Origin of the sequence: Fictibacillus aquaticus, from assembly GCF_002245695.1 — a bacterium.
Taxonomy (GTDB): Bacteria; Bacillota; Bacilli; order Bacillales; family Fictibacillaceae; genus Fictibacillus; species Fictibacillus aquaticus.
Genome location: NZ_NOII01000011.1, coordinates 348,166 through 361,440, shown reverse-complemented (window position 1 = coordinate 361,440; position 13,275 = coordinate 348,166). Strand labels below are relative to the sequence as shown.

The window sequence follows — 13,275 nt, the reverse complement described above, 5'->3', positions numbered from 1 at the left end:
CAAATGCTGCAAAGTATCTTAACTTTGATGTGAGCGGGCTTAAAAGACTGAAAAAACACACTCTTTCAGGGTGTTTTTTCAAGGCGATTAACAAGTTTGATTAGATTAGGATCCCAAACTGAGGATTTTGGCTTGCGAACTGCCAGTTTTGGGTCGGTAAGCACCAATCTTGGCTCACGGGCAAAGTATTTCAGCCCGCGCCCCTTTTGCAGCTGCTAAAAACGTTGTAAGGATGGCTGCAGCTTGGCGCCAGCCAAGGTCATTATTAGTTAAAAATGACTAATTGGTTTAAAGACTTGCTGAAATGCTGTAAAAAATCGCTGAAAAGCTTTAAAAAGTTGCTGAAATGCTTTAACAAATCGCTCAATTGCTTCAAAGTTTCTCAACTTTGATTTGATTCAGCTAAATAATAGCCCTAAGAAACAAAAAAACACCCTCTCTCAAGGTGTTTTTTCAAGACAATCAACAAGTTTGATCAGATTTGGCTAACAAACAGAGGGTTTTGACTTGCTAATGGCCAAATTTTGCTCGCGGGCAAAGCACTTCAGCCCGCAAAGCCACCACAAGAAGCACCCCTCACACCATCCACCGATCTGTCTCCTCGCGCAGCAGGCTGAACTGCAGCAGGTCGCGGCAGCTGCCGTTTATCCATTCGGATTGCCTGCAGCGGCCTTCTAGCTTGAAGCCGAGCCGTTCGGCGAGGCGGATGCTGCGCGTATTATTTTCTGCGGCACGCAGCTCGATCCGGTTCAGGCCAAGCTGATAGAACGCGTACATGAGCATGCCGTACGAGGCGCGCTGAGCGATGCCGTTGCCCTCGAACCCGGTGCCAACCCAATAGCCAATTGAAGCGGAGCGGTTATGCCATTTTAAATCATAAAGTGCGATCGAGCCGGCCATGGCGTTGCGGTACCAGATAAAGCCGAGCAAGTCAGTTTGCTCTTTTTGGCGCTTGCCCACCATTTTCATGAAGTTCCGCGCATCTTTAACGGAATTTGTCTGGCTGACCCATGCGAGCCAGGGGGAGAGATGATGGCGGGATTTTTCCGTAAGCTCGTAAAATATTTCTGCCTCTTTTACATTTCCTTCTTTTAATGCCACTTCATGATCGATCTGCAGAAAAAACATAGGCGATTTCCCCTTTTTGGAACGTGTTCTGTCCAGCATTTCCCCGTGTTCAAAGATAGAGAGCATATTTTAATTCTGTTATAATGGCTAAGAATAGAAACAGGCTTATTTGCGGTAACAAGACCGTAAAAGCAGGAGGATTACCAGTGATGTACGATTACAAAGAGTGGAAGCATGTTTTTAAGCTCGACCCGGAAAAAGAAATCAGCGACGCCGACTTAGAAGCGGTGTGCGAATCAGGGACCGATGCGGTGATTGTCGGAGGAAGTGACGGGGTCACCCTCGATAACACGCTGCACCTCATGTCGCGCATCCGCCGTTACATGGTGCCTTGCGTGCTGGAGGTTTCCAATACGGAATCTATCACTCCGGGGTTCGACTTTTATTATATTCCGACCGTTCTCAACAGCAGCGATCCGCGGTTCATCGTTGGACTGCAGCATGACGCGGTCAAAGAGTACGGACCGATCATGAACTGGGATGAAATCGTGACGGAAGGCTATGTTATCCTGAACCCAGATTGCAAGGCTGCGAAACTGTCGAGCGCTAATGTCGGGCTGACGGCAGATGATGTTGTAGCTTATGCCCGCATGGCGGAAAAAATGTTCAAGCTGCCTATTTTTTACGTAGAGTACAGTGGCGTTTATGGGGACCCTGAGCTTGTTAAAGAGGTATCAAACGTACTCACGGAAACGAAGCTTTATTACGGCGGCGGCATCCAGACGGCAGAACAGGCGCGTGAGATGGCGCAATACGCGGACACAGTCGTTGTCGGCAACGTGATATATGAAAATGTGAAAGAAGCGCTCGCGACCGTTAAGGCGGTTAAAGAGGCATAATAATACGAGTTAGTTAGGATGGTGTTTTTTTATGAGTATGAGTCAGCTGATAGAAAAGCTGCTGTCAGGCTTGAATCCTGAGCAAAGGGCGGCAGTAAAGCAGACGGACGGCCCGCTTTTGATCATGGCCGGAGCAGGAAGCGGAAAGACGCGCGTGCTGACACACCGCATCGCGTATTTGATGATGGAAAAGCAAGTGGCGCCATGGAGCATCCTGGCGATCACGTTTACGAATAAAGCGGCGCGCGAGATGAAAGAGCGTGTGGCAAAGATTACAGGCCCTGTGGCTGAAGACATCTGGATCTCCACGTTCCACTCGATGTGCGTACGCATTTTGCGCCGCGACATCGACCGCATCGGCATCAACCGCAACTTTACGATTCTCGATTCTACTGACCAGCTTTCGGTCATTAAAAATATTTTAAAAGACAAGAACCTCGACCCGAAGAAATTTGAGCCGCGCAGCATTCTAGGCGCGATCTCCTCACTGAAAAATGAACTGAAAACGTCCAAAGACTTTGAGAAGATCAAAAACGGACCGTTCGATGATATCGTCCATAGTGTGTATATGGAATATGAAAAGCGCCTGAAGAAGAACCATGCGCTTGATTTTGACGATCTGATCATGACGACGATTCACTTGTTTCAGCGTGTGCCAGAAGTGCTGGAATTTTATCAGCGCAAGTTTCAGTACATCCACGTGGACGAGTATCAGGATACGAACCGTGCGCAGTACATGCTCGTAAATATGCTGGCAGACCGTTTCCGCAACCTTTGTGTTGTTGGTGACTCTGATCAGTCTATTTATGGCTGGCGCGGGGCGGACATCGCGAACATCTTGTCATTTGAAGAGGATTACGGCGATGCGAAGGTGATCCTGCTCGAGCAGAACTACCGATCAACGAAAAAGATTCTGGATGCGGCGAACAAGGTGATTCAAAACAACGCGAACCGTAAGCCGAAGAACCTTTGGACGGACAATAACGATGGAACGAACATCATCCATTATCAGGCTGATTCTGAGCATGATGAAGGACACTTCGTTGCAGGCAAGATCCGCGAGATGACGACGAGCGGCAAGCGCAAAAATAACGAGATCGCCATCCTTTACCGTACGAACGCCCAGTCGCGTGTGATTGAGGAAGTACTGATCAAATCGAACATTCAGTACAACATCGTCGGCGGCATCAAGTTCTATGACAGAAAAGAAATCAAAGACATTCTGGCATATCTTCGCCTTATCTCGAATCCGGATGACGACATCAGTTTGCAGCGCATCATCAACGTTCCGAAGCGCGGCATCGGTGCATCAACGGTTGATAAAATCGCCCAGTACGGTGCGGACAATGACCTTTCTATGTATCAGGCTTTGCAGGAAGTCGAGCAGATCGGTCTGACAGCGCGATTTACCGCTGTATTGCGCGAGTTCGCGAGCCAGCTTGAGAACTGGCACAGAATGCAGGAGTTTATATCGGTAACCGAGCTTGTTGAAGAAGTGCTGGATAAGACGGGTTACCGCGATATGCTGAAGAACGAAAAAACACTTGAAGCGCAGGCGCGCCTTGAGAACTTAGAGGAATTTTTATCGGTTACGAACGATTTTGAAAAACGCCAGGACGACAAATCGCTTATCGCGTTCCTGACCGACCTAGCGCTTGTCGCTGACATCGACAAGCTGGACGAAGACGGCACGGTGAACGAGAAGCCGAAAGACAGCGTCGTGCTTATGACACTGCACTCGGCAAAGGGTCTCGAGTTCCCTGTAGTGTTCTTGATGGGGCTGGAAGAAGGCGTGTTTCCGCATAGCCGGGCGCTTTTTGAAGAAAATGAAATGGAAGAGGAACGCCGCTTAGCATACGTCGGCATCACACGTGCCGAGCAGGAGCTTTACTTGACGAACGCGCGCACACGTACATTGTACGGCCGTACGAACGCTAATCCGGTTTCCCGTTTCATTGCCGAAATTCCAGAAGAACTTTTAGAGAAGATGGAAAAAGAACTGCCGTCATGGGCACGCGGCTCGCGCACTGCACAGACGCAGTCCACTCCGTCGTTCATGAAAAATAAGCAGACTGCACCTAAAATCCAGTCATCAGGCGGCGAGAAGGCTGACTGGAAAGTGGGCGATAAGGTGAAGCACCGCAAGTGGGAGATAGGTACTGTTGTGAGCATGCGCGGCACGGGCGATTCGCTCGAGCTTGATATCGCATTCCCGCAGCCGGTCGGCCTGAAGCGCCTGCTGGCGAAGTTTGCCCCGGTCGAAAAAGTATAAGGAGTGAAGATAGTTGAACGAAACGCATGCAAAGGAACGCATTATAGAACTGCGTGAGCTCCTTGAAAAATACAATTACGAATACTATGTGCTCGATAAGCCGACTGTTCCCGATTCGGAATGGGACAGCCTGATGAAAGAGCTGATCGAGCTCGAGAACAACCACCCTGACCTTTATGACGAGCATTCCCCGACCGTCCGCGTCGGAGGCCAGGTACTCGACTTTTTTGAAAAAGTGCAGCATAACGTACCGATGCTAAGCCTCGGAAATGCGTTCAACGAGCAGGATCTTCGCGATTTTGACCGCCGCGCTGCAGAAGGCGCAGGCGGCAAGGTATCGTATGTTGCCGAGCTTAAGATCGACGGTCTCGCGGTATCACTGCTGTACGAGAACGGCAAGTTCGTCCGCGGCGCCACGCGCGGCGACGGTACAACAGGCGAGGATATCACGAACAACCTGAAAACGATCCGCTCTATTCCATTCCGCTTGAAAGACAGCGTGAAGCTGGAAGTGCGCGGCGAGGCGTTCATGCCGAAGAAGTCGTTTCAGAAGCTGAACGAAACGCGTCAGGAGCAGGGACTTGAGCTGTTTGCGAACCCGCGCAACGCCGCGGCAGGTTCATTACGTCAGCTCGATCCGAAGATTGCGGCGAGCCGTAACCTCGACATTTTCGTTTACGGCGCAGGACAGATGGAAGGCCACAGCGTCGATTCTCACAGCGAAAGCCTTGATTATCTGCGCCACCTAGGGTTTAAAACAAATCCAGAGTGGAAGAAATGCGCGGATATTGATGAAGTGATCGAATTCGTGCAGAGCTGGGGAGAAAAGCGTCCAGACTTGCCTTATGAAATTGACGGGATCGTGATCAAGGTCGATTCGCTGCATCAGCAGGAGGAGCTTGGTTTTACAGCAAAAAGCCCGCGCTGGGCGATCGCCTACAAGTTCCCGGCAGAAGAGGTCGTTACAAAGCTTGAAGGAATCGAGCTGAATGTCGGCCGTACCGGTGTCGTGACGCCGACTGCATTGCTGCAGCCTGTCGTTGTTGCAGGTACGACGGTTAAAAGAGCATCTCTTCATAACGAAGATTTAATACGAGAGAAAGATATTAAGATCGGTGATTATGTTGTTGTCAAAAAAGCTGGCGACATCATTCCGGAAGTCGTGAACGTGATCGTTGAGCGGCGCACAGGCGATGAACAAGATTTCGCGATGCCGACTCACTGTCCAGAGTGCGACAGCGAGCTCGAGCGTCTTGATGGCGAAGTGGCGCTGCGCTGTCTGAATCCGCAATGTCCGGCACAGATTCGCGAAGGTCTCATTCATTTTGTTTCGCGCAACGCGATGAACATCGACGGTCTTGGCGAAAAAGTGATCTCTCAGCTGTTTAAGGAAAAACTGATTGAAGATGTGGCAGATCTGTATGCGCTGGAACGAGAACGTCTGCTGCAGCTTGAGCGTATGGGTGAGAAATCGGTCGATAACCTGCTTGACGCGATCGAGAAATCGAAGGAAAATTCGCTTGAAAAGCTATTGTTCGGACTTGGCATCCGCCATGTCGGAGCAAAGGCGGCGAAAACGATCGCCCAGAAATTTGAGACGATGGATGCACTTATGAATGCCAGCCGTGACGAGCTTCTCGCGATCGATGAGATCGGTGATAAGATGGCTGAGTCGGTCGAGCTGTATTTTAGCAAGCCGGAAGTAGCTGAGCTTGTATCAGAACTGCGCGATCACGGCGTGAACATGGAATACAAAGGTCCAAAGCTTGTGAAGGCGGAAGATATCGACTCTATTTTTGCCGGTAAAACGGTCGTACTGACTGGAAAGCTGTCAATCCTCACGCGCAACGAGGCAAAGGAAAAACTTGAGCGTTTGGGAGCGAAAGTTACGGGCAGTGTGAGTAAGAATACCGATATGCTTATTGCCGGTGAAGACGCAGGATCGAAGCTGGAGAAAGCGCAGTCTCTAGGCGTGCCAGTCATGAGCGAACAGGAGCTTGTTGACGAACTGGAGTAAAATGACTACAGCTGCACCTGCGGGCGTGGCATTTCGCAAGCGCATGTGACTGCGTTTGCAGGGGAGTGTTTTATACATGATGAAGAAAATCAGCCTTCTTTTCCTGACGCTGCTGATCGTGCTGACAGGCTGTCTGAACGATAACAAGCTCGAGAAGGAAGAAGAAGTTGTAAAGAAAAAAGGGAAGAAAGAGGAAAAGGCGATCATAACCGGTGAGATCAAGACCGGCGAGAATTACTATCGCAGCATTTTTCCTTTTGAACCGGGCGGCGCGCGCGGGCTGATCCGCTATGGCGTCGATAACCGTCTCGATATTAACGAGTTTGAAATGGGCCTCATGCGTGTGGCGCAGGAAAAATTCAGCACGGACAAGTACTTTTTCCAAGAAGGTCAGTTTCTGAAGGAATCAACCGTTAACAACTGGCTGAAGCGTGATGACGGAAAGAAGGAAAAGCTGGAGAGCGGAGAGATGAGCCAGCGAGGCCTGAATCAGCCGCTTGGCATTAAGGAAGAAGGATCACCCGTTAAAGAAGTCTTGAAGGCGCATGAAAAGAATCCAAAATACTTATCGTATGTTCTCGAACATAACTACCTTGTCCAATCTGGGGAGGGAAAGGTTAAACTCGGAGGAGTCGTTCTGGGTCTTTCCTTTAACTCTACCTATTATTTCGAAGCAAAAGACGACAAGGGGCTTATCTATCCGGGTGAAAAGAAGCTGGATAAGAGCAAGGTGAAGGAAGAAGCGGCTAAGATCGCTGAGAAAGTCGCCGAACGTCTGCGCACGGAAAAGGGACTTGAGGATGTTCCGATTATGATCGCCCTTTATCAAGAGGAAGAGCGTGATTCTGTTAATCCTGGTAATTTCTTTGCTGTTGGCACCGTCTCTAAAGGAAGCGGAACGATCAGCGACTGGGATCAGATTGATGAGAAGTATTATTTATTCCCGTCTGGCGCAGCCTCTAAAAATAAGCGTAACGACTATGAAAGCTTCTCTAATTTCAAAACCGAGATTCAGCAGTACTTCCCGAACTACATCGGCGTGATCGGAAATGGACTGTATGTGGACGGTGACTTGAAGCGAATGACTGTTGAAATACCCGTTCAATTCCGCGGGAAAGCTGAAATCATCTCGTTCACACAGTTCGTGACAACTCGTGCGATGGAAAAGCTGCCAGATGTACCGATTGAGATTTACATCCAATCAGCCGTCGACCAGCCGGAAGCTCTAATTGTTAAAAATGAAGGCCAGGAAGAGCCTTTTGTGCATATTTATAGGTAATAAACAAAGACCCATAAATTCATTTCGTAAACAAGGTTGCTTTTAGAAATCAGAGAAGAAGTTGATCTCCGTTTCAGGCGCACGCTTTCCGCGGGGCAGGCGGTGAGCCACTCGCCGCTACGCGCCATTGAGGTGTCTCACCTGACCGCTTGTCCCGCAGGATAAGGAAGGCTGCGCAGCAAGACATCGCACGAAGAAAATGTGATTTTCATTTTCGAGGAGTCGGCACCTTACACTCCGATCAACTTATTAAATGATGGATTCAAGACGATCAAGCGAAACACGGATATTGGAAGTTTTTTATACAGAATAAAGGGTCAAACCGCCTCGACATTCCGAGTTGGTTTGACCCTTTCTTGTGTTTTTGTTTCTATCCATTTGTTAATTATGGCCTTTTTTCAGTGCCCTCAAATTTGAGGAGGCTTTTTTATTTCACCAATTCATTTAAGGAAATGGCTCTTTGGAGACTGGAGACGATTGAAAGTGTGCTGAAGTCGATGCCGAGCTGGACGGCTGTTTGGGCGACTTCTGGCCGGATGCCGGACAGTGTCGTTTTGACGCCGATTAGGTTCAGCGCATCGATCAGAAGGAAGATTTGCTGAGCGACCATCGTATCAAACATTACAACACCTGAAAGGTCGAGCAGCAGGTGGGTGATGCGCTTTTCCATGCATTGCTCTAGTGTGTTTTCTAAAATGATTTTAGCGCGGCGCGTGTCGATATCACCGACAAGCGGGAGCAGGGCAACATTTTTCGTAAGCGCAATGACAGGAGAGCTAAGCTCAGAAATGAGTTCCTGCTGTGCAGATAGCTGTGTCTGAGAATAATTATAATTTTCTTGTGTAAACCATGTTACGACCTTGTGGATTGTTTCAATAATGATCCTGTTCCAATGGTCGACTGTTTCGTGGGAATACTCTCCGTTATTCTGGCGGACAAAATCTTGTACAAGATTCAAATATTGATTTTGAGTGTTATGAAACTCCCGCATTATATAATGAATCGGTGTCCCGAGATGCTCCTTATCCTGAGCGATTTCGATAATCCACTTTTCAAAGCTGTTCTGTAAATTCTTTTCAGGCTCTTTTAACATGCTGACAAAATTTAAATGAAACTCATGATTTTGCCTTTTTAGCGTTTCGATAACATTCGGGTCTTTAGAGGAATAAACACCAGTGGGATCACTTTTGTCTAGAGAATTGTACCAATCCTCAGTAAGCTGCCATGTATTTTCGCTTAAAAATTGATAAAACCTCTGATCTTTATCCATTTGATCGCCCCATACCTTCGTTTTTAAGTACTGTTTCCATTGTAACAGCTATTATGTGTAATACAAAGGTACTAGCACATCTAAAAAAGAAGAATTCTGACTATTTCTCATTGTTTGAACTAATGCAACGATTAAGGTAGAATAAACGTGGTTCTACCAATTTTGAAAACGCTTTAATATCAGGAGGGGACATATACATGACTCGTGAGTACAAGCATGAGCCTTTTACAGATTTTTCAGTTGCATCTAATAAAGAAGCGTATGAGAAAGCGCTTAACCTCGTAAACAGCAGCCTTGGGAAGGATTTCCCGCTCGTTATTGGTGCTGAAAAAGTAACTACAGACGCGAAAATCGTCTCCATCAACCCGGCAAACAAAGAAGAAGTGATCGGGTCTGTTTCAAAAGCAACTCAAGACCATGCAGAAAAAGCGATGCAGGAAGCACTTACAGCGTTCGAAAGCTGGAAGAAGTGGGACCCTGAGCACCGCGCGAACATCTTGTTCCGTGCAGCAGCGATCATCCGCCGCCGCAAGCATGAGTTCTCAGCATACTTAACAAAAGAAGCAGGTAAGCCGTGGAAAGAAGCTGACGCTGATACAGCTGAAGCGATCGACTTCCTAGAGTACTATGCACGCCAAGCGGTAAAGCTAAAAGCTGGCCAGCCAGTTGTCAGCCGTGAAGGCGAATTCAACAAGTTCAACTACATCCCGCTTGGAGTAGGGATCGTTATCTCTCCATTCAACTTCCCGTTCGCGATCATGGCAGGTACAGCGGTTGCAGCGATCGTTTCTGGTAACACAGTGCTTCTAAAGCCGGCGAACTCAACGCCAGTTATCGCAGCGAAATTCGTTGAAGTCATGGAAGAAGCAGGACTTCCTGCAGGCGTTCTTAACTTCGTACCAGGAAGCGGTGCAGAAATCGGTGATTATCTTGTTGACCACCCGAAAACTCGCTTCGTATCCTTCACAGGTTCACGCGAAGTCGGCTGCCGTATCTACGAGCGCGCAGCAAAAGTTCACCCTGGCCAAATCTGGCTGAAGCGAGTTATCGCTGAAATGGGCGGAAAAGATACAGTAGTTGTTGATAAAGACGCTGATCTTGACCTAGCAGCAAGCTCAATCGTTTACTCTGCGTTCGGATTCTCCGGCCAGAAATGTTCTGCTGGCTCACGTGCAGTCATCCACCAGGACGTATACGATGTCGTTTTAGAAAAAGCTGTTGCTTTGACTAAAGAATTGACTGTCGGATCGCCAGAAGAAGTCGGCACTTACATGGGTCCTGTTATCGACCAGGCGTCTTATGACAAGATCATGAAGTACATCGAAATCGGAAAAGGCGAAGGCCGTCTAGTAGCAGGTGGAGAAGGCGACGACTCTAAAGGCTACTTCATCCAGCCGACAATCTTTGCTGATGTTGATGAAAAAGCACGCTTGATGCAAGAAGAAATTTTCGGACCAGTTGTAGCGGTTTGCAAAGCACGCGACTTCGATCACATGCTTGAAATCGCAAACAACACAGAATACGGCCTGACTGGTGCCCTTCTTTCTAACAACCGCGAGCACATCGAGCGCGCGCGTGAAGAGTTCCACGTAGGTAACTTCTACATCAACCGCGGCTGTACAGGCGCGATCGTTGGATACCAGCCATTCGGCGGATTCAACATGTCTGGTACAGACTCAAAAGCTGGAGGACCAGACTACCTGATCCTTCACATGCAAGCTAAAACAACTTCAGAGACACTTTAATAAACATTTAAAGGCCTTCCCGGGCTTGAGCTCGGGGAGGTCTTTTTTTGTAGTATTAGCCGGGGTCCGGTACCCATTGTACCGGACCCCGGCTAACAAATATCCTGTTCCTTTCTTACATGCTGACTCCAAATAAGGACAAATTAAGGTAAACAGCAATATATTTAGGAGGAAGAAGCATGACAGAAAAGGATAAAAAGTCCCTAGACGAGACGTTGCCGCATCAGATCAGCTCACCTGATTTCAAAGGGACAGGAATGAAGATGCAGCCGCCGTTTACAAATGAACATGGCGTAGTGATCGGAGACAGCTTCTATGATTCACCGAACTCACCGCTTAACAACTGGAGCACAGACACTGATCCAGAGATTATGGCTGGCGATCAGTGGGTGCACCCCACCAACGACATCGGCTGGAATACAGAAGAAAACCGGGACATCATCGAGAAAAAAGCCCCGCCAAAAGGCGAACAGTTTACTCATCCTACGAAAGATTCGAGCTATCGTAAGGATTAAGTGTGTGGGGTACGGTACTTTTTTGCGCGCTGCCTGGTATATCAGCGATGCTTCAAAAAAGTACCGTACCCCAAAGCTTTTTCCCAAGCCTTTATTTGGTGCTCCCAACTGAATTCCATAGTAAAATAGTGGAAAAGGGGGAGTTTAAATGAACACGGCATTAAACAAGGCATTATCAGAAAAAGATGTTGAACTCATTGACGCGGCAACAGAAACGATCATCCGCCTGTATGAGCAGGACCGTCATCATGTCGGGGCTGCGCTCCGTACGAAGAGCGGCGAAATTTTTACTGCAGTACACGTTGAAGCTTACATAGGCAGAGTAACGGTGTGCGCTGAGGCAATGGTTATCGGGAAAGCCATCTCTGAAGGCTATAAAGACTTTGACTCGATTGTCGCTGTAAGGCACCCGTATGATGAGCAAGAGGGTACGGAAATCAAGGTTGTTTCGCCGTGCGGTATGTGCCGCGAGCTGATCAGCGACTATGGCCCGAATATGAACGTTATTTTGCCTGGAAACGAAGGGGAGAACATCTCCTGCCACGTTTCCGAGCTGCTGCCGCTGAAATATAAGAGAAGCTAATAATCAGAAAACCGCCAGATGGCGGTTTTTTTGTATGATATGGATTTGAAATTAGTTTACGGGCAAAATTTCCGATTTGCGGGCAAAAAATAAAATTTGCAGGCGAGATTCATAATTCACGGGCAAAAATCCAAATTTGTGGACAAACCGCCACCTCGCCGCCTTCACACCGCCTTCTTCTGCCGCTGCTTCTCTTTATACCATTTCACAAGACTCGCAACGGTCATCACTCCGCCAACGAACAGGCCGGTGAAGGTTACAAACAATGCGATGTACTGAAACAGCGAGTACGAGCTCATTTTGCTCCAGTCAATGTTTCCTTTCAAATCCTCGATTACCTGGTTCATCCCATAAATGCCGCCGACAACCGTATAAAGGGTGAGAATTGTGAGCAGGTGGCTGTCGCGCTTCGACGAGAACTTGTCCTGAAATTGAAACAAACTCGCCAGGTTGTCCTTCACGTCTTCGTACAGTGCGCGCGTTCCAAATACGTGCCGCAGCTGGGTGAAGATTTCCCGTCCCTGTGTTTGCGGGGCGAGCTCGATGAAATAATACTTTGAGGTAAAATGGTTGATCGCACGGATCAGGTCCTCAATTTTCTCATCCTCCTGCTCAAGCTTTACACGAGAATAATCATTGGAAAACTTCAGCAGAACGATTTTATAAAACAAGTTGATCAGCAGACCATAATAATATTCGCCGTACATCTGGCGTACCAGCTCATTAGTTGTCTCCCTATCCTCGCTCGTCACACAGCAAAAGCTGTGTTGGTCGCTCACATAAAATGTGCCAGGTGCCCACCGGTCATAACACTGGTCCGCAACATAGCGCTCCAGATAGTCACGGCTGCTGCAGCCGACTTTAGGCTGGCCGTCGCTGCCGAATCCGTCCAGCTGGCCCGCACGGAACAAATCAGCTGACTCAATCTCAGCACCCTCCTCCAGCACGAACATCCCTTGCACATAAATACGCTCGTCCACAAAATACGGAAGCGTCTCGAAATGAGAATCGCTCACCACGTCGTAATCAAAAAATGGGGTGATTTCTGGAACCATCGCTTCAAATAAAAAGTCATCCACCTGGCTGTATGTTTTCTCGCCAAAAAGAATCTCGCATTTTTTATCACGAGATGTCCTGTCCTCGAGCACCCGGAAACGGGATGCGAACTCCAATGCCTCGGAATACGTGCACCCGTCACGTATTTTTGTCCGGATCGTGAGCAGCCCAAGCTGAAATGGACAGACGGTAACATCCACAGATAAAAGAGTGAAAGGAACACTCACGTCATGAGTTTTAAGCTCGGCTGAAACATTCAAAGACTTTGAAAATCGCTGAAAACCAGGGTCTTGCTCAGACTTCGGAAAAATGAACTTCGTGATGAACGGCAGAAAGTAATGCTCCATATCACGGTGCGAGATGGAGTGACTGCCATAAAATGAGTCCTCAAGCTCGGTGTTTCCGAGATCAAACCTCGTATATCCCGCATTGGAGAGTTTCGACATCAATGAATGACTGCTCTCTTTTTTCATTGCGAACGGGAATATAAACTGCAGCAACCCTTGCTCTACTTTTTTCTCATTAACCGTCAAACGCTCCATAAACATTCCTCATTCTCCAAAAAATAGGT

10 protein-coding genes are annotated in these 13,275 nt (G+C 48.1%); 7 read left to right on the top strand and 3 right to left on the bottom strand.

The window, feature by feature from the left end; translation table 11 throughout:
* Positions 1–576: 576 nt before the first annotated feature.
* The gene (locus CGZ90_RS17415; RefSeq protein ID WP_165766896.1) at positions 577–1,167 is read right to left on the bottom strand and encodes a GNAT family N-acetyltransferase; all 591 of its coding nucleotides are present in this window, start codon (positions 1,165–1,167) and stop codon (positions 577–579) included.
* 110 nt (positions 1,168–1,277) lie between these two features.
* On the opposite strand from CGZ90_RS17415, the gene pcrB reads away from it, so the two are divergent.
* The 4 genes from pcrB (at position 1,278) to CGZ90_RS17395 (ending at position 7,535) form a co-directional block, all read left to right on the top strand.
* Positions 1,278–1,967, top strand: a complete 690-nt coding sequence (gene pcrB / locus CGZ90_RS17410; RefSeq protein ID WP_094253796.1) for a heptaprenylglyceryl phosphate synthase — start codon at positions 1,278–1,280, stop codon at positions 1,965–1,967.
* Positions 1,968–2,004: 37 nt separating this feature from the next.
* Positions 2,005–4,239: a DNA helicase PcrA gene (gene pcrA, locus CGZ90_RS17405; protein WP_094253834.1), complete on the top strand. Its 2,235-nt coding sequence runs from the start codon at positions 2,005–2,007 to the stop codon at positions 4,237–4,239.
* A gap of 13 nt (positions 4,240–4,252) precedes the next feature.
* The gene (gene ligA, locus CGZ90_RS17400) at positions 4,253–6,256 is read left to right on the top strand and encodes an NAD-dependent DNA ligase LigA (protein ID WP_094253795.1); all 2,004 of its coding nucleotides are present in this window, start codon (positions 4,253–4,255) and stop codon (positions 6,254–6,256) included.
* A 76-nt stretch (positions 6,257–6,332) separates the two neighbouring features.
* Entirely contained in the window at positions 6,333–7,535 is a 1,203-nt protein-coding gene (locus CGZ90_RS17395; protein WP_094253794.1) for a CamS family sex pheromone protein, read from the top strand.
* Between the two features lie 427 nt (positions 7,536–7,962).
* Here CGZ90_RS17395 and CGZ90_RS17390 read toward each other — a convergent pair whose 3' ends face one another.
* Positions 7,963–8,805, bottom strand: a complete 843-nt coding sequence (locus tag CGZ90_RS17390; RefSeq protein WP_094253793.1) for an STAS domain-containing protein — start codon at positions 8,803–8,805, stop codon at positions 7,963–7,965.
* Between the two features lie 197 nt (positions 8,806–9,002).
* Between CGZ90_RS17390 and pruA the strand changes: the two genes are divergently transcribed.
* From pruA to CGZ90_RS17375, 3 genes are all read left to right on the top strand, one after another.
* Complete coding sequence (gene pruA / locus CGZ90_RS17385; protein ID WP_094253792.1) at positions 9,003–10,550, top strand: L-glutamate gamma-semialdehyde dehydrogenase; 1,548 nt, start codon at positions 9,003–9,005, stop codon at positions 10,548–10,550.
* Positions 10,551–10,729: 179 nt separating this feature from the next.
* Complete coding sequence (locus CGZ90_RS17380; RefSeq protein WP_094253791.1) at positions 10,730–11,065, top strand: DUF3905 domain-containing protein; 336 nt, start codon at positions 10,730–10,732, stop codon at positions 11,063–11,065.
* A gap of 148 nt (positions 11,066–11,213) precedes the next feature.
* Positions 11,214–11,648: a cytidine deaminase gene (locus CGZ90_RS17375; protein WP_094253790.1), complete on the top strand. Its 435-nt coding sequence runs from the start codon at positions 11,214–11,216 to the stop codon at positions 11,646–11,648.
* Positions 11,649–11,812: 164 nt separating this feature from the next.
* Here the strand turns inward: CGZ90_RS17375 and CGZ90_RS17370 are convergent, their stop codons facing one another.
* Positions 11,813–13,246: a hypothetical protein gene (locus CGZ90_RS17370; protein WP_133063610.1), complete on the bottom strand. Its 1,434-nt coding sequence runs from the start codon at positions 13,244–13,246 to the stop codon at positions 11,813–11,815.
* Positions 13,247–13,275 lie beyond the last annotated feature (29 nt).